The following is a 20,484-nucleotide window of genomic DNA, read 5'->3' as shown; positions in this document are numbered from 1 at the left end:
TTTTTATGTCAGCTACGTCGTTGCCCGCAGCACGCACGGTCGATCTGATCGTCTACCCCGGTTTCAAGGCGCTCGAGGCGATCGGGCCGATGTCGGTATTTGAATATGCCAACGTGCACCGCCGCCGGCAAGGTTTACCAGCGGCTTACGATGTTCGTATCGTCGCGCAACGTTGCGGCACTGTGGCTTCCGATACCCTGATGAGTTTGCAGGCTGATAAAGCCCTGTCTTTATTGGCCTTGCCCGATGATGCCATCATCGTCGGCTCGCGCCAGATTGCCAGCGCACTGAGCGATAATCCGGCACTCATCGATTGGTTGCGTGAAGCCGCCGGACGCATAGGACGACTGGCCGGCTTGTGTTCGGGAGCATTTTTTTTGGCCGAAGCCGGTTTGCTCAATGGACAGCCTGCGACCACACACTGGAGTGTGGCGCAACAGTTTGAGCAAGATTATCCGGCCGTCAAGGTCGATGCCGATGCGATTTTTATTCGTAGCGGCAATATTTGGACCTCGGCGGGCGTGACTGCCGCGATTGACTTGGCACTGGCCTTTGTCGAAGCCGACTGCGGTCACGCGCTCGCGCTCGAAGTGGCCAGTGATTTGGTGGTGTATCTGAAACGTCCGGGCGGACAATCGCAATTCAGCAGCCACTTGCTGAGTCAAAAAACCAGCCAGTGGCAAGTGCGTGATTTGCAGCAATGGATGTGTGCCAATCTACAGCACGATTTGTCGAATGCGCGCTTGGCGGCTTTGTTGGACATGAGCGTGCGCAATTTCAGTCGCCATTTTCTGGCCAAAACGGGAATGACACCGCAAGCCTTCGTCGACGATGCTCGCGTCGAATTGGCGCAACAATTGTTGGCCGCCGACGGCGCGCAAAAACTGGCACTCAAAGCCATCGCCGCACGCTGTGGTGTCGGCAGTGCCGACCAGTTACGACGTTTGCTGCAAAAGCACGGCCATCTGTCACCGCGCGCCTATCGGGCGGCACTGACCGGATAGCCGCGTCAAACCGCCACGTAACGGCCGGGACGGTGGTTGAGGCTGATGGCCAAGTTAAGCGCGAAGGCCCCGAGTATCGAGGCCCCGAGCGCGAGCGGCGAGACCACCGCCAGTGAGGCCAAGACGATGCAGAAATCGAGCCCCATTTGTAGTTTGCCGGCGCGAATGCCGCGGGTTTGTTGCAGGTACAAGGCGAGAATATTGATGCCGCCCAGACTGGCTTGATGACGGAACAAGACCACGAAACCCACCCCCATCATGATGCCGCCGACCACGGCAACATAAAACGGCGTGTACAGATTACCATCAATTAAATGGATTAATTTCGGGTGTATGCCCGAGAGCACAGATACCAAGGCGACTGCGCAAAAAGTCTTGAGCGTAAATTGCCAACCCATGCGTTTCCAGGCCAAGTAATAAAACGGCAAGTTGATCAGAAAAAATACGCTGCCGAACGACATGCCGCTGCGGTAATGCACCAGAAATGCCAAACCGGCCGTGCCACCCGTGAGTAAGCCGGCCTGATTGAATAAGGCAATGCCGAGTGAGACAAACAGCGTGCCGGTGAGGATGGCGAGGATGTCTTCGATCACGCTGTGGGCAAGATGGCGTTTGGACTGAACGGTGTGAGTCATGGCGTGGCAATCGATAAAGGGAGCCTATTTTACTGCGTGTCGGCGGGCAACAGTATGGCTCTGAGGGGTGCTTGATGTTAATTAACTTGGCCCCGCAGAAAATAAAGTAGTCGTGCTCTGGTGTAATTACTGCGTGGGCGGCTCTGCCTCTTTTTTTGCCGGTAAAAAGAAATCGCGTGTGCCGCCGCAAAAACGCCGCCACAGCAAACGGATCAAGGTGCCTCCATGCACAAAGCTGACGCGACGCGAGCGCAATGCAACCATCAAAGCCAAGCTGAAACTGACACCGAGATTGACCAAGCCTATGCATAAGATGCCGAACAGGCTGTAGAGCGCCGTTTGCCAAGGCATGACATTGTCGAGTGCCGCCAAGGAAAAGGCAAAATTGGCGCTGGAAAATGTGATGTGGCGTATGTCGACAGGTAAGCCGAAAAAGTTGCCGAATTGCCCGATTGAGCCGAGCATGATACCGAAAAAGAAATTCCCGGCCAGCGCGCCCAAATTATTGCCTATGTATTCAGTGACGTGCTGTAGTCTGGCTTGACCAAGCAAGCGTTTCAGCCATTTCAGTTGCCGCAAACGCGCCGGAATATTTGAATAACTGGCTTTGTTATCGTAGTAACCGGAAATCAAACCGGATAAAAACAGGCAGACGCCGGCAATCGCCGCATGCGGCAGCGCTAAGCTGCGCAAGGGGTCGAGGTCGTGCAGCAGGTGACCGGCCTTCTCGACCGTCACCAAATGATGACCGGTGATGCCGTACCAACTCCAAGCGATCACAAACGCCGTCGGCATGGCCACGCCGACATTACCGATGATGGCAATCCATTGGGAGCGAAACACCCGAACCACGAGTTCGGCGAGTTCGTCGAGCTGTTGCTTACCTTCATCAATGGCGCGCGCGATCAGGGCGGCCGTCATGGCCGGTTGCTTGGTAGCAATGGTCCAATGCAATACATGCACGAGCATGAACCCGGAGGAGTAATTGAGGCTGTACAAGAGCGCGTAACCGAACGGTGCCAGGGCGATGCCGCCCGCCAAGATTTTAATCAGCGCCATGAAGCCGACGATGAACCCGGCCCCCATCGCTGACTGCAACATGGCAAACCACTCGGCGCGCGTATTGGTGACGTAGTGTTCACCACTCTTGCCGGCGCGATCAGTGACCTGCAAGGACAATAATTCCGTACTGGTCTGCATCAATTCGCGCAAGCTGTGGCGTTGGTTGTCGGCGCTGACCAATTCTTTAAACAACTGTATCGTGATTTGCGCAGTTTCCCGCCAATTACGGCTATCCAACAAGCCCAGTAATTGACGCAGGCGCGTGATGCATTGTTTTAAACGCAGCAATAAGCGCGTCAGACTGACCGAGACACCGGAAACGGCGGCGGTGCGGCGGATGCGACTGGCGATCTCTTCGCATTGGCTGAGTAAAATATCGATGTGTTTGGCATCGTCGCGTGCCGAGTTGCGGTCCAGCATCCAGGCCCGATAGCTCGTCACATAGTCATTGATGGCATCGTTCTGGCGTAGAAACGGCGACTCGAATTTTTCTATATCGGGATGATTGCGCACCAATTCGGCTTCCAGACCAATGTTGGTGATACGGTAAGACAGTACCTGTAAGGCGCTCAGCAATTGCTGGGTGATCACGGCATGGGTATGGCGTGCTTTACGGGTGCGAAAACCTATGCTTTCGAACAGTTCTTGCCAAGCGCCATCTTCGACGGCGTTGACCCAGATGTAGTCTTGGTGGTGATCAAAAATTTGCCCGAACACATCTTTGATATAGTCATCGTTGACCAGTGGCGGCAGGAATTTGTTCATCAGTCGTTCTGCGCCGGCACCCCAGAAACCGTTGTTGAGCGTGATGCCGGTGTCGGTGAGCAAATGAACGAGTTGGCGGCTGACTAAGATTTGTATCAGGTAATGCCGCAGGGCTTGGCGCCAATCCGGATGGGTGTGCAGCACATAGCATAGCGCGCGCAGATTATCGGTGGCGCGTTGGCTGTCATGCGCTTGCTGTGGCCGTATGGCTGCTACCAAGTCGCGCAAGAGTGCGATATCGTTGCTGTGGGGCGCGGCGTGGGTACGTAATTGTATTTCTAATAATATCAAGTCTAATGACAAGGACTGCTCCTGGTTTTGCTTTGCTGTTAATCAGCAACATGTGTTGAGATCTGGTCTAGGCCCGAAAGTCGTGTTGCTTTTTGCGCGATGCGCTGTGTCGATTGCGACGGCAGTATGGCCGTGATGTACAATTTGATCATATACGACTTGCTCTGGTTCCCACATTTTTCTATTCTCTGCGCCAATCATGAGCACGACTGGTGAAAATTAGTCTAAAGTATGACGATCTCTACTACGAAGGTTGATGCGTTGGATAATTTTTTACTTGTTGTTGCCGCCTTGCTACTCGTGTTGTTAAACGGGTTTTTTGTGGCGGCCGAATTCGGTCTCGTTAAATTGCGCCAGACACGTGTCCGCAGTATCGCCAAGGTATCTGGATTACGCGGTCGCTTGCTCACAGAAGTACACCAGCATCTCGACACGTATTTGTCTGCTTGTCAGCTTGGCATTACTTTGGCTTCACTCGGTCTGGGCTGGATCGGTGAACCTGCATTTGCAAGCATATTGAAGCCGGTGTTCCCGCTGATCGGCGTCAGTTCTGCCGAAATCATACACGGCGTGTCGTTTTTCTTTGCATTTTTCGTCATTTCTTTTTTACATATCGTCATCGGCGAATTAGCCCCCAAGTCGATGGCTATTCGTATGCCGGAACGCGTGTCCTTGTGGACGGCCCCGGCACTGTACGGTTTTTATTGGCTTATGTTCCCGGCAATTTGGCTGCTCAATGCCAGTTCCAATAAAGTGTTGAAGTGGGTAGGGCTCGATGGCACGCATGGCAATGAAAATGCGTACTCCCATGAAGAGTTGAAGCTAATATTGCGTGGCAGCCATGGTAGCGGCAAAGAGTCGGGCGATGAATGGGGCATCATGGCCCAAGTACTGGATTTCGGCGGCTTGGAAATTTCTGACTTGATGCGGCCTATCAATGAAGTTGCTGCCATGTATAAAGACCGCAGTCTCGAAGAAAATATGGCAACGGCCGCACGCAATCGTTTCAGTCGCTATCCGTATTTTGATGAAGATGAAAAAACCGTACTCGGTATGTTACATCTGAAAGATTTGTTTCTGGCTCAGCAGGCCGGCAAACACCTCGACGATTTGAGCCATCATTTACGCCAGGTTGAATATGTGCCGCCGACCATGCCGGCACTCGAATTGTTTCGCCGTTTTCGTAAGGGTGCCCCGCATTTCGCGATTGTTGGCCATAAAGGCAGTAAGCCCTTGGGTTTTTTGACCTTGGATAATTTGCTCGGCGCCTTGATCGGACAAATTCGCGATGAATTCAGACAAAACGAAAATGACTGGACCTTGCTCGACGACGGTACCTTGATAGGCAAAGGAAGTTTGCCCTTGTACACCTTGGGGATGGCACTCGGGTTTGATCTCGATAATGATGAAGTCGAATCGATCGGCGGCTTGATCATGCAACAATTGGGTGATTTACCGAGTGAAGGGCAGAAGGTCGCATTCGATCAATTTGATGTGGTGGTGAAAAAAATGAATGGCCCGCGCATCGTGCTCGTGAGGGTATACCCGAAAAAACACTGAGCGCTTGGGCCAGGCAGCGTCATGCTTGGTCCTTGACGTGCCTTTAAAAAAAAGTTTGATAGGAATGTATGCGTTCGCACCGAAGCTTATCAACTTACTCGCGTAATTTTTCCCTGCTGCTGACGGCGGTATTGTCGTTCGGCTTGATTTTTGCATTTTATTTGCATTCCGAACGCGCACTCGAAATGGTGCGCGAACTGCGCACCATTTCGTACGCACTGTCAGATGAATTACGTCAGTCATCGGCCGATCTCACGCGCCTGGCACGCAGTTATGTCGCCACCGGAGATCCGGTCTACAAGCGCTCTTACCACGATATTCTGGCTATTCGCGAAGGCAAGCAGGCGCGCCCGGCTGAGGCGGTGCGCCTCGATGGCAAACGGATGACGCTGCCGAGTGCCGCGGCACCAAGCGACACCGTTACCGGGACGAAGATCGCGCTGCTTGATTTGATGCGCATGGCCGGTTTCAGCGATGCCGAGTTCGCCAAGCTGGTCGAAGCAAAAAATAATTCCGATACCCTGACCGCGACCGAATTGAGCGCCATGCATTTGATTGAAACTTCGGTCGATTACACTAGCTCGGATCGCGAAAAAGCCACGCGTATGTTGTTCGACGGACCTTATCTGAGTGCGAAAGCAGCGATAAAAAAGGCGATTGACGACACCTACATCTTGATGGACCAACGCACGGCACAACTGGTATTGCAAACCGAAAAACTCAATGAGTACTTGCGCGCCGGATTTATGTTCATTGGCATCCTGTTCCTGTTTCTGTTATGGCGCTCCTACCGCGCCTTGCTCACTACCATGGGTGCTCCGTTGGAGGAAATTTACTACTCGCTGACACAATTGGGTGGCGACAGTGCCTCCGATTCGTTTGTCGTGCAGCAAGAAACCGAAACCAGTATCAAAGCATGGATTGTTTTGGCGCAGAAAAAACTCGCCAAAACAGCCGCGGAAAATCAGGAAGTCCGCGCGAAAAACCTGCGCCTGACGCGGCTCTACACCATGTTGAGCCAATGTAATCAAGCGATCGTGCGCAGCCATAGCGAACAAGAATTGTTTGACATCATTTGTCGCGATGCCGTGGTGTTCGGCGGCATGAAAATGGCATGGATAGGCATGCAGGATGAGCAAAGTTTGGAATTCAAAGCCGTGGCGCATTTCGGCGAAGGCGCGCATTACATGGCGGAATTGACGATCTCGCACGAACCCAATGAACAGGGTGTGTTAGGGCCAATCAGCAATGTGCTGCAAACCGGCACCGCCTACTGGTGCCAAGACATTGCTAAAGATCAAATTTATGCGCATTGGCATCGTCGCAGTCTCGCTGCAGGTTGGCAGTCGATGGCGATTTTGCCACTGCACAGGCATGGAAAAACACTCGGGAGTTTTAATCTGTTTCTTGATCAAGTCGATGCCTTTGATGATGCTTCCTGTCATTTACTGTTGGAAATCGCGCTCGACATCAGTCATGCCTTGAATCGTTTTGAACTCGAAGAAAGCCGCCGCCTGTCCTTGCAAATGGAAGGCTTGCGTACCTATATGTTGGAGCGCATTACCAGCGCTTCGGCCTTGCCGGAAATCTTGCGCGATGTGGTGCTCAAGCTGGAATTGTTAATGCCCACGAGTATATGCTCGATCGTTTTAGTGGATAAGGATGGTCGCCATTTGCGTACCGGCGCGATGCCCAATGCGCCGGAGTTTTTTGTGAAAGCCATCGATGGAATCGAGATTGCTGCCGGCGTTGGTTCCTGCGGCAATGCCATCGCCACCGGTCAGCGCACCATCGCGGCCGATTTAAGTCAGCATCCGTTTTGGGTCAACTATACCAGTTTGACGGCGGCGGCCGGACTCGGTGCTTGCTGGTCGGAACCGATTTTCGCCGCCAACGGCCAAGTGCTTGGTGCTTTCGCGATTTATCATCGCCAGCCCGGCATGCCACAGGATATACATTTACATTTACTAGAAATGGCAGCGCATTTTATTGCCATCGTAGTTGAGCGCAAGCAATCTGAAGAGTCCTTGCGCAAACTGTCACAGGCGGTGGAGCAGAGCTCCAACGTCATCATCATTACCGACCAGCGCGCGCGCATCGAATATGTCAATGCTGCGTTCTTGCGCAACAGTGGCAAGGCGCTGCACGAAGTGCTGGGGAAACGGCCGATTCTGGGCTTGCCCGGCCGTTCGCTCTGGAGCACTTACAAGGAAATGTTTACCGAACTCAAACGCGGCCAGTCATGGCAGCGCGAGCTCAGCCATATCGATCAACTCGGTGTCGAACGTATCGATGCCATTGATGTCTCGCCGATTCGCGATGCCGCTGGCGGCATCACGCATTTCCTGTTCGTCGAGGAAGACATCACGGAAAAGAAACGCAGCGAAGAACGGATTCAATACCTCGCCCACTTCGACCCCTTGACCGGACTGGTCAATCGCAGTCTGCTCGAAGAGCGTGCGCGTCTGGCCATTGCCCACGCCGCCCGCGCCCAACAGCAGTTGGCCGTGCTGTTATTCGATCTCGATCACTTCAAGGATATCAACGATACGCTCGGGCACAGCAGTGGTGATGCTTTGCTGGTCGAATTGGCGAAGCGCTTGACGGCCAACTTCCGTAGCGAAGATACCATTGCCCGTCTTGGCGGCGATGAATTCGTCTTGATTTTGCCGGGTATTGATGGCAGCGGTGTCGAAGCGGTGTTGGAGAAATTAATGCCGGTCATCAGCGACACTTACCGTATTGGCGGGCACGAGCTCAACGTCACGACTTCGATCGGTATTGCGATTTATCCCGATGATGGGGGCGACCTCGAAACCCTGTCCAAAAATGCCGATGCTGCCATGTACCGCGCCAAGCGCGAAGGTCGCAATGCCTATCGTTTCTTTACTCAGGAAATGCAGGCACGTTCGGCGCGCCATCTCGATCTGGTCAACGCCATGCGGCATGCTTTGGCACGCGAACAGTTTTCATTACATTATCAACCGCAGCTGGCGATCGCCAGCGGTGCCGTGATCGGTGCCGAAGCGCTGCTGCGTTGGCAGCATCCTGCTTTGGGTATGATTGCGCCATCCGAGTTCATTCCCCTGGCCGAAGAAAATGGCATGATATTGGAGATCGGCGAGTGGGTCATACGCAGCGCGGTGTGGCAGCTTAAGGCTTGGCATGAACGCGGGTACAGACAACTGCGTATCGCAGTCAATTTGTCGGCGGTACAATTCCGTCATGCCGATTTACCTGCTTTGATTACCCGGATACTGCAGGCGGCACAATTAGCCCCGGAATTTCTCGAGCTCGAACTGACCGAAAGCGTCGCCATGCATGATCCTGACGGTGCCATCGCGATCATGAATAATCTCTCTGCGCGCGGCGTGCGCATGTCTATCGATGATTTCGGAACCGGCTATTCTTCACTCAGTTACCTGAAGAAATTCAAAGTCTACAAATTGAAAATCGATCGCAGTTTTGTACGCGATATTCATACCGATCCGGAAGACAAAGCCATCGTCAGCGCCGTCATCGGTATGGCGAAAAGTTTGGGTCTGACCACCATCGCCGAAGGCGTGGAAACCTCGGAACAACTCGATTTTCTGCGTCAGCAAGGCTGCTTGGAAGTGCAAGGGTATTTGTTCGCTCGCCCGATGGCGGCCGAAGCCTTCGAACAATTCATGGCAAGCCGTCGCGATCCGCAAGCCTTGTAAGCTTGCGCTGCGCGCTCAGAATTGATGGATAACAGTCTGTGTATGGCTGGTCTTGTTGGCCGTGACGGCCACTGCGCTGATATCGACCGGTCTCGCGTAGATCTTGATACCTGAATGCAGTCGGCGACGCTGTCGTGCTGTTAAAATGCAGGGTCTTTTTTTACAATTACTCTTATGTGCTCAACAGCCGTCACCATCGATGTCCCATTAGCGCAATTGTGTGTGGGCTTGTATGTGCATCTGGATTTGTCATGGCTCGATCATTCCTTTGCATTGAACAGTTTCAAGATCAAGTCGGAACAGGAATTATCGGCGCTGCGCCAGCTTGGCCTCAGCACTATTCGCGTCAATCCGGCCAAATCGGATTGTCGTCCACTTACCCCGCAGGCAGTGCAGGCACGGGCTGTCGAGGCCGTGCCGGAGTTGGCCCAGTCCAGCGCGGAAGAGCAGGCCACGATACGCGAAAAACGCCAACGCATCGAGCGCATGCTCAAAGAGCGTGCCGCTATTTCTCATTGTGAGAAACAATTGCTCAAAGCGGCAGGCACGCTGAAAAGCATTAATCGTAATTTATTTTCCCGGCCCCAAGACGCACTGCGCCAAGCCGATGAAATGATAGAGCAAATGCTCAGTTCTCTGCTCATCGACAAAGATATCGCGATTCACTTGATGAACGATAAAATCGTCGGCGAAGAAACCTACTACCACTCACTCAATACCGCCGTGTTGACCATGATGCTGGCCAAGGCACTCGGTTTTCCGCCGGGCGACATCAAGTTGCTCGGTATGGGCTGCGTGTTTCATGACATCGGCAAGATAGAAATTCCTGATCGCATCGTCAATAAAGGCAGCGACTTGACGCGAGCCGAACAAAACTTACTGCAGCAGCATGGCCATTACGGCTTGCAGATCGCCGACAAACTCGGCTTGCCGAAAGCGGTTCGAGACATCATCGCTCAGCATCACGAATATGCCGATGGCAGCGGTTATCCGCTGGGCTTGAAGAGCGAACAAACGTCCGCGCTCGCACGTATCGTCGTCATTACCAATACCTACGATAATTTATGTAATCGCCCGAATCCGGCCGACTCGATGAGCCCGCACGAAGCGATGTCACATATGTTTGGCAAAATGCGCAAGCAATTCGATGCTGCCGCGCTCGCCTTGTTTATTCGTTGTATGGGTATTTATCCACCGGGGACGCTGGTCAAATTATCCGACGGCAGCTTGGGCATGGTGATAGCGGTCAATTCCGGGCGGCCGTTACGGCCCAGTGTCTTGATTTACGATCCGGCCGTGCCTGTTGCTGAAGCCATCATTCTCGATTTGGAACACGAGCCGCTGCTCGAGATCAGTGCCAGCCTGAAACCGGCACAACTGAGCCCGGAAGTGTATGCCTACCTGAGTCCGCGCAAACGCACCACCTACTTTTATGATGATGCCAAGCCGAGCTTGAAGTCATCCTGAGATTGTCAGCGTGGCAGCGCCGCGATCAGGTCGGCGAAACGTTCACCCTGAATCGTGATGTGCGCACGCAGCAGCAGTGCGGCGCGATCGGCATCACCAGCTAAAATCGCCTGCACCACCTCGTCATGTTCGTGAAACGAGGTGTTGACGCGGTCACGCACGCGCAGTTGCAAGCGTCGGTAAGGGCGCAAACGCCGATGCAGATTATTGGCTTGCGAGGCGAGAAAGCTGTTGTGGCTGCCACTGTAAATCAGGCTGTGAAAAATTTCGTTCTGATAAAAATAGGCATCGGCATCGGCCGAATCGGCCGCCTCCTGGCAGGCTTGATGGGCCTCTTTGAGTGCCAGTTGTTCCGGCTTGGACATGCGGCGCGCCGCCATGCGACCGCACATTGCTTCAAACTCCGCCATCACCTCAAACATTTCCACCAATTGCCCGGCATCGACGGTGGCCACGTAGGCACCGCGCCGTGGGCGCATGTCGACCAAGCCCATCGACGCCAGTTGGATCAAGGCTTCGCGTATCGGTGTGCGCGACACGCCGAATAAGCCGGCCAATTCGGTTTCATCGAGGTGCTGGCCAGGCGGTAGCTTGCCCATGGCGATCATTTCTTCGATTTCTTCGCGCAGGGTGGTGGAGCGGTTCTTCATGGTTTGTTGTTCTGGATGGAGTGGTTATTTTGTCTAAGTATATATCACTCTTGACTTTGAATGCAAAATAGCAGATCTTGTATACAAGAATAGAAATAAACGACGGGGCGCGCCTATTTTTTTATGTAAACTAACCGTCACATGCAGAGCTCTTCAGTCGGCAAGATAGCCGACGGTGAGCAATCTGATTCATTCCAGCCCGTCCAGGAGACACCATGAACGACACCACCCGCAGAACCCTGCTGCAAGCACTCGCTGCCGCCCCATTTTTGTCACTGCTATCGCCGGCTGCTCAGGCCGAGGCGCTGACTTTAAAAATTTCCCATCAATTTCCCGGCGGTACAGTCGACAGCGGCGATTTTCGTGATCGCCTGTGTCGCCTGTTTGCGGCCGAGGTGCAGAAGCGCAGCAATGGCGGCATGAAGTTCGAAATTTACCCGGGTTCCTCGCTGATGAAGACGAATGCCCAGTTCTCGGCCATGCGCAAGGGTGCACTCGACTTGTCCTTGGTACCCTTGTCGTACGCCGGTGGGGAAGTACCGGAGGTGAATATCGGCCTCATGCCCGGACTGGTCCCCTCGTATGAAATCGGGGCGGCTTGGAAGACGGCCGAAGTCGGCAAAGAACTCAACCGCATTTTGCTGGAAAAAGGCATCGTCATCGTCAGCTGGATTTGGCAAGCCGGCGGCGTCGCTTCCCGCTCCAAGGCGGTGATCGACCCTGAAGATGTCAAGGGGATGAAAATCCGCGGCGGTTCGCGCGAAGTTGATTTGGTACTCAAAGCTGCCGGTGCGGCGGTGGTGTCCTTGCCATCGAATGAGATTTACGCCGCCATGCAAACCGGCGCGATGGAAGCGGCCATGACTTCCTCGACTTCTTTGATTTCTTTCCGACTCGAAGAAGTCTCGAAGTTCCTCACCAGTGGCCGTGGTCAGAGTTACTGGTATATGTTTGAACCTTTGATGATGTCGAAAGCAATTTTCGATAAACTCAGCCGCGAGCAGCAAAGCTTGATCATGACAGTCGGTGCCGAGCTCGAACAATTCGCCATCAAGGCCGCCAAACAAGATGATCTGGCAGTGGCGACCGTGTATGAAAAGAAGGGCGCGAAAGTCGTCGATTTGAGCCCGGCCAGCGTGAAAAAATGGCAGGCCATCGCGCGTACGACGGCGTGGAAAGACTATTCAGACCGCAATGAAAGCTGCGCCAAACTGATGAAACTGGCGGAGAAACTGCTATGAGTCATGGCTTTGAATTCGGCCCTGCCAATGCGCTACAGTTACCGGCACAACCGCTGTTGCGCGCCTTGGTACAAGCGCAGCAGTGGCTCAACCGGCAAATCGTGCGCCTCAGTATGTTTGCCATGTTACTGACCGCGCTCATTCTCAGCTATTCGGTGGTGAGCCGGTATTTGTTCAACGTCCCCACCGATTGGCAAGATGAAGCGGCGGTCTTTATGCTCATCGGTGTGAGCTTTTTCACGGCCGCGTATGTGCAGTCTTTACGTGGACACATAGGCATTGAAGTGCTGTCGGCGATCTTGCCGGCGCGGATAGATCGTTGGCGGCGTTGGTCGGTAGACTTGATCAGCCTGGCATTCTGTGCTTTTTTCTCATGGAAATCTTGGACCCTGTTTCATGAAGCCTGGGTAGAAGGGCAAACCACTTCCTCGACTTTCGCACCGCCATTGTGGATTCCCTATGCCATGATGGCCGCTGGCATGACGCTATTGGCGCTGCAAATCCTACTACAATTGTTGTGCGCCTTGAGTGCGCCACCGGCAGCCGCAAAGGAGCTCACATGAGTCCGCTCACACTTGGTGTCTTGTACGGCATCGTTACTTTGGTGGTGATGTTTTCCGGTATGCCGATCGCGTTTGCGCTCGGCGTGGTCGCCACCAGCTTCATGTATCTGTTCATGCCGGCGGCTTCGCTCGATACGATTACCCAGAACGTTTATGAAGAAATGGCTTCGATCACGCTGCTATCGATTCCGCTGTTTATTCTCAAAGGTGCGGCCATCGGCAAGTCACCGGCCGGGCGCGATCTGTATTCGGCGATTCACGCATGGTTGCATAAAGTACCGGGCGGCTTAGGCATTGCCAACGTCTTTGCCTGTGCCATGTTTGCTGCTATGGCGGGCTCCTCGCCGGCGACTTGTTCGGCCATCGGCTCGGCCGGTATTCCGGAAATGCGTCGACGCGGCTATTCTCCCGGTTTCGCTGCCGGCATCATCGCTGCTGGCGGCACCTTGGGTATTTTACTGCCGCCTTCGATCACCATGATTTTATACGCGGTGGCGGCGGAACAATCGCTGGGAAGATTATTCCTCGCCGGCATCGGCCCTGGTGTGCTGCTGGTGCTGCTGTTTTCCGGCTATGCCATGTATCGTGCCCGCCGCGAATACCAACTCGCTTACCGCGCTTATGAAAACCATGGCACGGCTTCGGCCTATTTGGAAACCGAGCACTTTACGCTGCTGCAAAAAGTGGAAATGCTACCGCGTGTGCTGCCTTTCGTGATTCTGCTGATCGGTGTGATGGTGGCGCTCTATGGTGGTTATGCTACGCCGTCGGAAACCGCCGGTCTCGGTGCCTTGTTGGCGATGCTGTTGATCGCGGTGGTGTATGGGGTATGGCGGCCGCGTGATATTGCGCCATTTATTTCTGCCACCATCAAAGAATCGACCATGCTGCTGTTTATTATCGGTATGTCGCTGCTGTATTCCTATGTGATGAGTTATTTGCATATCAGTCAGTCCGCTGCTTTGTGGGTAGTCGATCTGCAGTTAAGTAAATGGATGCTGCTCGCAGTGATTCTGTTGATGGTCATCGTCTTCGGTTTTTTCTTGCCGCCGGTATCGATTATTTTGATGATGTGCCCGATTATTCTGCCTCCGCTGAAAGAGGCCGGTTTCGATTTGATCTGGTTCGGCGTCGTCATGACCATCGTCATGGAAATGGGCCTGATCCATCCACCGGTAGGTTTGAATATTTTTGTCATCAAAAATATTGCGCCCGATATAAGTCTGCGTGAAATTATTATCGGCGTGCTGCCGTTCTTGCTACTGATGTTGGTGGCGGTGCTGTTGTTGTGCGTCTTTCCACAGATCGTCACCGCCTTTCCCGACCGTTTGATGGGAGTGAAATAATGAGCTCGACGCCGCAGTGGAACCGCTTGCAAACCAATCGAGCGCAGCGCTTGGCACGCGTGCAGGCAGTGTTAGGTAATGATTTGCACGGGAAAATCTTTCCGCACGCACGCATCGCCGACGCCTTGCATGCCGTGCTGGAAGTGGGCGACCGGGTTTGCTTGGAAGGGAATAACCAAAAGCAAGCCGACTTTTTAGCGCGCGCTTTGTGCGCGCTTGATGCCAGCCGTGTGCATGATTTACACATGCTGCAATCGGTGCTGGCGCTGCCGTCCCATTTGGATGTGTTTGAAAAAGGCATCGCCAGCAAACTCGATTTTTCGTTTTCCGGGCCACAGGCGGCGCGGCTGGCACAATTGCTCGCAGCCGGCAAACTTCAAATTGGTGCGATTCATACCTATCTGGAATTGTATGCGCGTTATTTCGTCGACCTCACGCCGCGGGTAGCGCTGGTGGCTGCGCAAGCGGCCGACCGCCATGGCAATTTGTACACCGGACCGAATACCGAAGACACGCCGGTCATCATCGAAGCGACCGCGTTCAAATCCGGCATCGTGGTAGCGCAAGTAAATCAAATTCTCGACGTTCTGCCGCGCATCGATATTCCTGCTGACTGGGTCGATCTGGTGGTTGCGGCACCGACGCCGCATTATATCGAACCCTTGTTCACGCGCGATCCTGCGCTGATCTCGGAAGTGCAGATATTGATGGCGATGATGGCGATCAAAGGTCTCTACGCCGAATACGGCGTGCAACGCCTCAATCACGGCATAGGCTTCGACACTGCTGCGATTGAGCTGTTGTTGCCGACCTATGCCGCCAGCCTCGGTTTGCGTGGCAAGATCGCCACCCACTGGGCCTTGAATCCGCATCCGGCCTTGATCCCGGCGATTGAAGCCGGCTTTGTCGAATCGGTGCATTCGTTTGGCTCCGAACTCGGCATGGAAAATTACATTCGTGCCCGCCCCGATATCTTTTTCGTCGGTGCCGATGGCTCGATGCGCAGCAATCGTGCACTCAGCCAGGCCGCCGGCCATTACGCCTGCGACATGTTCATCGGCTCGACGCTGCAAATCGATTTGCAGGGTAATTCTTCTACGGCCACCTTGGGTCGCATCGCCGGTTTCGGCGGCGCACCGAATATGGGGGCTGATGCGCGTGGTCGCCGCCATGCCAGCCCAGCTTGGTTGAAAGCCGGTGCCGAAGCACGCGCCGGAAAAAACACCATGCCACGCGGGAAAAAATTGGTGGTGCAGATGGTGGAAAGTTTTCGCGAACATATGCAGCCGGCGTTTGTTGAGACGCTCGATGCCTGGCAATTGGCCGAACAAGCCGGTATGGCGCTGCCACCGGTGATGATCTACGGCGACGATGTCACACATATTCTCAGCGAAGAGGGGATTGCCAATCTGCTGCTATGTCGCAGCGAAGAAGAGCGTGAACAAGCGATCCGCGGCGTGGCTGGCTATACCCCGGTCGGCTTGGCACGCGATGCGCGCATGGTGGAAAATTTGCGCGATCGCGGCATTATCCGACGCGCCGAAGATATGGGAATCGACAAGCGGCTGGCAACGCGTGATTTGTTGGCAGCGAAAAATATGAAAGATTTGGTGCGCGCTTCGGGCGGTTTGTATCAAGCACCGAAACGCTTCCGTAACTGGTGAGGAATCGACGATGGAAACTCTGTTGTTTCGTTTTGAGAATGGCCAGCCCCGGCCCGCTGCCGCGACCAAATTGGTCGGCGTGGTCAGCTCCGGCAATCTGGAAGTATTAGTCAGTACCCAGGATCTTGGTGCCGCTTGTGAGATCGAAATCTGTACCGCCGCACGCGGCTTTGCACCGATCTGGCAAGCGGTGATGCGGGACTTTCAACAGCGCTGGCAACTCGCTGATATCCGCATCGCCATCAACGATATGGGGGCCACGCCGGCGGTGGTCAGCTTGCGTTTGGATCAGGCGATGGAAAGCTTTCTGGAGCGTACACCATGAGCAGCTATTTCGAAGCCACGGCACGCCAGCGCATCGCCGCCATCGTCAGCCAGTTTCAAGAAATTTTGCCACCATCGGCACGTTGGACCAGCCCGCATCTGCCGCAGCTTGACGCCCCGGTTTCCTTCGACGACGGAGTCATCATCGGCTATGGGAAGTTGGCTGGTCAGCGCGTGTTTGCCGCTGCACAGGAAGGCGGATTCATGGGTGGTGCCGTCGGTGAAGTACACGGTGCCAAGTTGGTCGGTTTGATGCGCAAAGCCTTGATTGAACGGCCGGCAGCACTGATCCTGTTACTCGAATCGGGTGGGGTGCGCTTACATGAAGCCAATGCCGGTTTGATCGCCGTCTCGGAAGTCATGCGGGCGCTGTTGGCGGTGCGCGCGGCCGGCATTGCTGTGATCGTCGCCATTGGTGGCAGTAACGGCTGTTTCGGCGGTATCGGCATCGTCGCCCGTTGTGCCAATGTGGTGATCATGTCGGAAACGGCACGCTTGGCCATGTCTGGGCCGGAAGTGATAGAAACCGCCAGCGGCGTGGAAGAATTCGATTCGACCGACCGCGCTCTGGTATGGCGCACCACCGGTGGTAAACATCGTTATTTGCTGGGCGACTGTCAGATGCTGGTCGATGATCGCTGCAGCGCTTTCGTGGCAGCCATCGCCAGCGCCATCGAACAAGTCGGCAGCGCGGCGGCACTCAACGAGCGCGGTTTGCTGGCGGAACAACAGATGCTGAGCGAACGCTTGGCGCGTTTCGGCACGCTGCGCGAGCCGCAACAAATCTGGACCGCGCTCGGCGTGGCAGATGTGGAGCGTATCGCGATGATGGAAACCGCAGAATTTTTACAACTGGTGCAGGACTTGCCGGCGCGTACTTTGGGAGTCGCATAATGGAATGGCAAACTGTCGCCGCCGCCCTGTTTCCGCTCGGGCACAACATCACCGAACAGGCGGCTCTGCTGCGTGGCAGCGCGCAGTTGGAGGCCGGCACGATTGAAGTCATCGGCACCTGTGAACACACCGCCATCGGTGTTGAAATCGCCTTGGCGCAGGCGCAGGCTGTGTTGGCGACGCTGCGCGATTATCCGCAACGGCCTATCCTGTTATTGGTCGACACCCAAGGACAGCGCCTGCGGCATCGCGATGAGATGTTGGGTATCAACAGCTATATGGCCCATCTGGGAAAGTGCATCGAGTATGCGCGCCAATGCGGCCACCCGGTACTGGCGCTGGTGTATGACCAAGCACTGTCGGGCGGTTTCATTACCAGCGGCATGATGGCCGATGCTTGTTATGCTTTGCCCGAGGCGACCATACGGGTGATGGGCTTGCCGGCGATGGCACGTATTACCAAAGTGCCGCAAGCGCGTTTGACTGAGCTGGCCGTGGACAATCCGGTGTTCGCGCCGGGCCCGCAGAATTATCAACGCATGGGCGCGATTGCACAGATTTGGCAGGGCGATTTGTCGCAAGCGCTGGGCGCGGCCTTGGCCGCCGTCGATACGCAGGACCATCGCATTACCAGCGGTGCCACACGCGGCGGACGGAAGATGGCGCAAACCGTAGTCGATGCCGTATTATCTGAAACGATCGATTGGCATGGGGACTGATCGGCGCTGAGGAAAGTTTTCCTCTTGAGAACGAAGATGGGAATCAATTGGATCCGCTAGAACAATTTCAACGCCATGATTTGGTCTGGCTCTCGGCGTCAGGCTGGGATGCGCTGTGCGCTGCCCAGCCGCTGGCCTTGTTGCCAGCCTTGCGTCATTGGCAACAGCAAGAGTGGCCTTGCGTGGTCAGACGCAGCGATACCGACGCCGCTGCCGATGAAGTTTGTATTGGTATCGCCTTCGCACCACAAGACGGACACAAACTGCGCATCGCCGCACGCGTGCGTTGCGATCAGGTGATCGAGCATCAGCCCGGTTTGGCACTGGCGACCGTGCTGCCCTTGGTGAGTGCAGTGTGGCAGCCGCCTTTGCGGGCACTGCAAGTGGCAGCGAGTACGGTGGGTCTGCGCTTTCGCGTTTATGGTTCGCTCGCTTATGAATTTTTGACCGGGGAAACGTATTTGACGCCCGACTCCGATATCGATGTGCTGTTTCGTCCCGCCGATGCGGTGCAGTTGCAGGCCGGCCTGGCCTTGTTACAGCACTATCAGCAGCAACTGCCGCTCGATGGCGAAGTGATTTTTCCCGGCGCTCAGGCGGTGGCATGGAAGGAATGGTTGTTGGCCGACTCGGTGAGCGAGACCGACTATGCCGCACGGGTATTGGTAAAAGATTTGCGGCAGGTCAGATTACTGCGCAAAACCGACTTATTGCAAAGCTTACAGGCGACTTAATGCACTTATCCGACTATGGCCGGCGCAAACGCGTATCCATTGGTGCTAACTGGCTGCCAATGCAGAGTGCACTGACAGCGCGGCAAATTGCCGTGCTGGCGGTGCGCAGCTTGCATGCCGAATTGTGTCTCTATCCTAAGCCCGGCTTGGTTTCTCTGCGCGACAATGGTAGTCACAGCGATATGCATCCGGCGCTGTTCATGCGCAGCCTGTTCTCCTTGCGCCACTATTTCAAACACATGGCGCGGCTCGGTATGCGTGTGGCTGCATTTACTGAGCTCAAACAAGCCGGTATGTTGGCGGAACAGCAGATGCTGCGGGCGACTGCCCAAGTCAATACCCATCGCGGCGCGATTTTTGCGCTCGGCATGCTGTGTGCAGCCATCGGTGCCTGTGTCGCCCAGTCGCGCGCGCTTGCGGCGGCAGAAGTACGGCGCGTGCTGCAGCAAAATTGGGGCAGCGCTTTGCAACTGCATGCCGCCGTCGTGGCCGTCGTAGCCGACAGCCATGGTCAAGCAGCGGCGCAGCGCTATGCCGTCAGTGGCGCGCGCGAAGAAGCCGCGCTCGGCTTTCCCAGCGTGTTTGAAATCGCCTTGCCGCTGCTGCAGCACAGGCTGGCACAGGGAGGCTCGGCGCAGCAAGCCCGCGTCGATTGCTTGTTTTCCCTCATTGCCGGCCTCAGCGATACCAATCTCTATCATCGTGGTGGGGCGGCCGGAGCGGCGTATGCACGCGCCGCTGCCGCCGAATTTTTAGCCGCCGGCGGCAGCGCGCAGCCGGCTTGGTTTGAGCAGGCACAGACTTGCCATCGGCAATTCGTGGCGCGGCGCTTGTCGCCGGGCGGAGCGGCTGATTTGCTGGCGGCGTGCTGCTTGCTGCAGCAATTGGAACAGTTCAGCGCGGGTGCGCTGGATGGCTGAATTTGCGCTGCTGTGTCCTGGTCAGGGTGCTCAGCATGCCGAGATGTTGGCGCTGGCCGCCGACGACAGCGCTGCCAGCGCGTTCTTGAACGACTGTGAGCAGCGCGGCGAATTCGGCATGCCACTGGCGCAAGCGCTGCACACACCGGCGCACTTGTTTGCCAATCGGTATGCACAACCCTTGATCGTCGCGGCCAGTCTGGCCAATTTCAGTGCAGTGCGCGCCCATTTGCCGGCGATCGATCTGGTCGCTGGTTACAGCATCGGCGAAGTGACGGCACAAGCGTTGGCCGGTGCCTGCAGTTGGCCCGCTGCGGTTGCGTTGGCACGTCAGCGTGCACTGGCTATGGAGTCGTGTTGTGCTGCCGATGCGCCACAGGCGATGCTGGCGGTCGGTGGCGTCGCCATTGCCGAGTTGGCTGAATTCTGCCGCCAACAACACAGTGCCATCGCGCTGGCCATCATCACCGCAGAAAATCAAGCCATCCTGGCCGGCCCGGCGGCGGCTATCGTGCGCGCCGAGCTAGCCTTGCAAGCGCTGCCCAATCGACACCTGAGCCTGAGCACGCTGCCAGTTCACATTGCCTCACACACGCCCTTGATGAGCGCTGCCACGCCGCTGTTGGCCGCCGCCTTGGCGCAGATGACTTGGCACGACAGTGATGTGCCGGTACTGGCTGGGCTGGACGGCCGTATCAGCTTCGTCGCCGCAGAGCTGCAGCAAAATTTGTTGGCGCAATTGAGTCATACCATACGCTGGCACGACTGCATGGATGCGCTCAATGAAGCTGGCGTCCGCGTGGCGCTGGAACTCGGCCCCGGAGCGGCGCTGTCGCGCATGCTACGAGCGCGCCATCGGCACATCGCGGTGCGTTCGGTCAGTGAGTTTCGTAGCATACAAGGGGTAGCACAATGGTTGCAGCGACAAGTCGCTGACTGAACCT

The 20,484-nt window shown here is 55.4% G+C and carries 17 protein-coding genes; 14 read left to right on the top strand and 3 right to left on the bottom strand.

The window, feature by feature from the left end; genetic code table 11:
- The first annotated feature begins 5 nt into the window (after nucleotides 1-5).
- Nucleotides 6-1,004: a GlxA family transcriptional regulator gene (locus QN359_RS02950; RefSeq protein ID WP_322249945.1), complete on the top strand. Its 999-nt coding sequence runs from the start codon at nucleotides 6-8 to the stop codon at nucleotides 1,002-1,004.
- Between the two features lie 5 nt (nucleotides 1,005-1,009).
- On the opposite strand, the gene QN359_RS02945 is transcribed toward QN359_RS02950, so the two are convergent.
- The gene (locus QN359_RS02945; protein ID WP_322249944.1) at nucleotides 1,010-1,639 is read right to left on the bottom strand and encodes a YitT family protein; all 630 of its coding nucleotides are present in this window, start codon (nucleotides 1,637-1,639) and stop codon (nucleotides 1,010-1,012) included.
- A gap of 126 nt (nucleotides 1,640-1,765) precedes the next feature.
- Nucleotides 1,766-3,769: a site-specific recombinase gene (locus QN359_RS02940; RefSeq protein WP_322249943.1), complete on the bottom strand. Its 2,004-nt coding sequence runs from the start codon at nucleotides 3,767-3,769 to the stop codon at nucleotides 1,766-1,768.
- Between the two features lie 249 nt (nucleotides 3,770-4,018).
- On the opposite strand from QN359_RS02940, the gene QN359_RS02935 reads away from it, so the two are divergent.
- The 3 genes from QN359_RS02935 (at nucleotide 4,019) to QN359_RS02925 (ending at nucleotide 10,485) form a co-directional block, all read left to right on the top strand.
- On the top strand, nucleotides 4,019-5,317 hold the full coding sequence (locus QN359_RS02935; RefSeq protein ID WP_322251037.1) for a hemolysin family protein: 1,299 nt from the start codon (nucleotides 4,019-4,021) through the stop codon (nucleotides 5,315-5,317).
- Between the two features lie 68 nt (nucleotides 5,318-5,385).
- Nucleotides 5,386-9,018, top strand: a complete 3,633-nt coding sequence (locus QN359_RS02930) for an EAL domain-containing protein (RefSeq protein WP_322249942.1) — start codon at nucleotides 5,386-5,388, stop codon at nucleotides 9,016-9,018.
- A gap of 174 nt (nucleotides 9,019-9,192) precedes the next feature.
- On the top strand, nucleotides 9,193-10,485 hold the full coding sequence (locus tag QN359_RS02925; RefSeq protein WP_322249941.1) for an HD-GYP domain-containing protein: 1,293 nt from the start codon (nucleotides 9,193-9,195) through the stop codon (nucleotides 10,483-10,485).
- A 5-nt stretch (nucleotides 10,486-10,490) separates the two neighbouring features.
- Here QN359_RS02925 and QN359_RS02920 read toward each other — a convergent pair whose 3' ends face one another.
- On the bottom strand, nucleotides 10,491-11,135 hold the full coding sequence (locus QN359_RS02920; RefSeq protein WP_322249940.1) for a GntR family transcriptional regulator: 645 nt from the start codon (nucleotides 11,133-11,135) through the stop codon (nucleotides 10,491-10,493).
- Nucleotides 11,136-11,350: 215 nt separating this feature from the next.
- On the opposite strand from QN359_RS02920, the gene dctP reads away from it, so the two are divergent.
- Genes dctP through QN359_RS02870 form a run of 10 tightly spaced genes read left to right on the top strand, consistent with a single transcriptional unit; the run spans nucleotide 11,351 to nucleotide 20,480 of the window.
- Nucleotides 11,351-12,376, top strand: coding sequence for a TRAP transporter substrate-binding protein DctP (gene dctP / locus QN359_RS02915; protein WP_322249939.1), 1,026 nt, complete (start codon nucleotides 11,351-11,353; stop codon nucleotides 12,374-12,376).
- The gene (locus QN359_RS02910; protein WP_322249938.1) at nucleotides 12,373-12,939 is read left to right on the top strand and encodes a TRAP transporter small permease; all 567 of its coding nucleotides are present in this window, start codon (nucleotides 12,373-12,375) and stop codon (nucleotides 12,937-12,939) included. Before dctP ends, QN359_RS02910 begins: the two co-directional genes overlap by 4 nt.
- Nucleotides 12,936-14,285, top strand: coding sequence for a TRAP transporter large permease (locus QN359_RS02905; RefSeq protein ID WP_322249937.1), 1,350 nt, complete (start codon nucleotides 12,936-12,938; stop codon nucleotides 14,283-14,285). Before QN359_RS02910 ends, QN359_RS02905 begins: the two co-directional genes overlap by 4 nt.
- Nucleotides 14,285-15,949 (top strand): malonate decarboxylase subunit alpha, encoded by a 1,665-nt coding sequence (gene mdcA / locus QN359_RS02900; RefSeq protein ID WP_322249936.1) that lies wholly within the window; start codon nucleotides 14,285-14,287, stop codon nucleotides 15,947-15,949. Before QN359_RS02905 ends, mdcA begins: the two co-directional genes overlap by 1 nt.
- 10 nt (nucleotides 15,950-15,959) lie before the next feature.
- Nucleotides 15,960-16,274, top strand: a complete 315-nt coding sequence (gene mdcC / locus QN359_RS02895; protein WP_322249935.1) for a malonate decarboxylase acyl carrier protein — start codon at nucleotides 15,960-15,962, stop codon at nucleotides 16,272-16,274.
- On the top strand, nucleotides 16,271-17,167 hold the full coding sequence (locus tag QN359_RS02890; RefSeq protein ID WP_322249934.1) for a biotin-independent malonate decarboxylase subunit beta: 897 nt from the start codon (nucleotides 16,271-16,273) through the stop codon (nucleotides 17,165-17,167). Before mdcC ends, QN359_RS02890 begins: the two co-directional genes overlap by 4 nt.
- Nucleotides 17,167-17,886: a biotin-independent malonate decarboxylase subunit gamma gene (mdcE, locus tag QN359_RS02885; protein WP_322249933.1), complete on the top strand. Its 720-nt coding sequence runs from the start codon at nucleotides 17,167-17,169 to the stop codon at nucleotides 17,884-17,886. Before QN359_RS02890 ends, mdcE begins: the two co-directional genes overlap by 1 nt.
- 47 nt (nucleotides 17,887-17,933) lie before the next feature.
- Nucleotides 17,934-18,620 carry a malonate decarboxylase holo-[acyl-carrier-protein] synthase gene (mdcG, locus tag QN359_RS02880; protein ID WP_322249932.1) on the top strand — a complete coding sequence of 229 codons (687 nt, stop codon included), beginning with the start codon at nucleotides 17,934-17,936 and terminating at the stop codon, nucleotides 18,618-18,620.
- Nucleotides 18,620-19,540, top strand: a complete 921-nt coding sequence (gene mdcB / locus QN359_RS02875) for a triphosphoribosyl-dephospho-CoA synthase MdcB (RefSeq protein WP_322249931.1) — start codon at nucleotides 18,620-18,622, stop codon at nucleotides 19,538-19,540. The genes mdcG and mdcB overlap by 1 nt, the downstream gene beginning before the upstream one ends.
- Nucleotides 19,533-20,480 (top strand): ACP S-malonyltransferase, encoded by a 948-nt coding sequence (locus tag QN359_RS02870; RefSeq protein ID WP_322249930.1) that lies wholly within the window; start codon nucleotides 19,533-19,535, stop codon nucleotides 20,478-20,480. Before mdcB ends, QN359_RS02870 begins: the two co-directional genes overlap by 8 nt.
- Nucleotides 20,481-20,484 lie beyond the last annotated feature (4 nt).

It is taken from the genome of Undibacterium sp. 5I2, from assembly GCF_035019605.1.
Taxonomy (GTDB): domain Bacteria; phylum Pseudomonadota; class Gammaproteobacteria; order Burkholderiales; family Burkholderiaceae_D; genus Undibacterium.
Note: the sequence above shows the minus strand (reverse complement) of the source record. Positions and strands in the feature narration are given on the sequence as shown.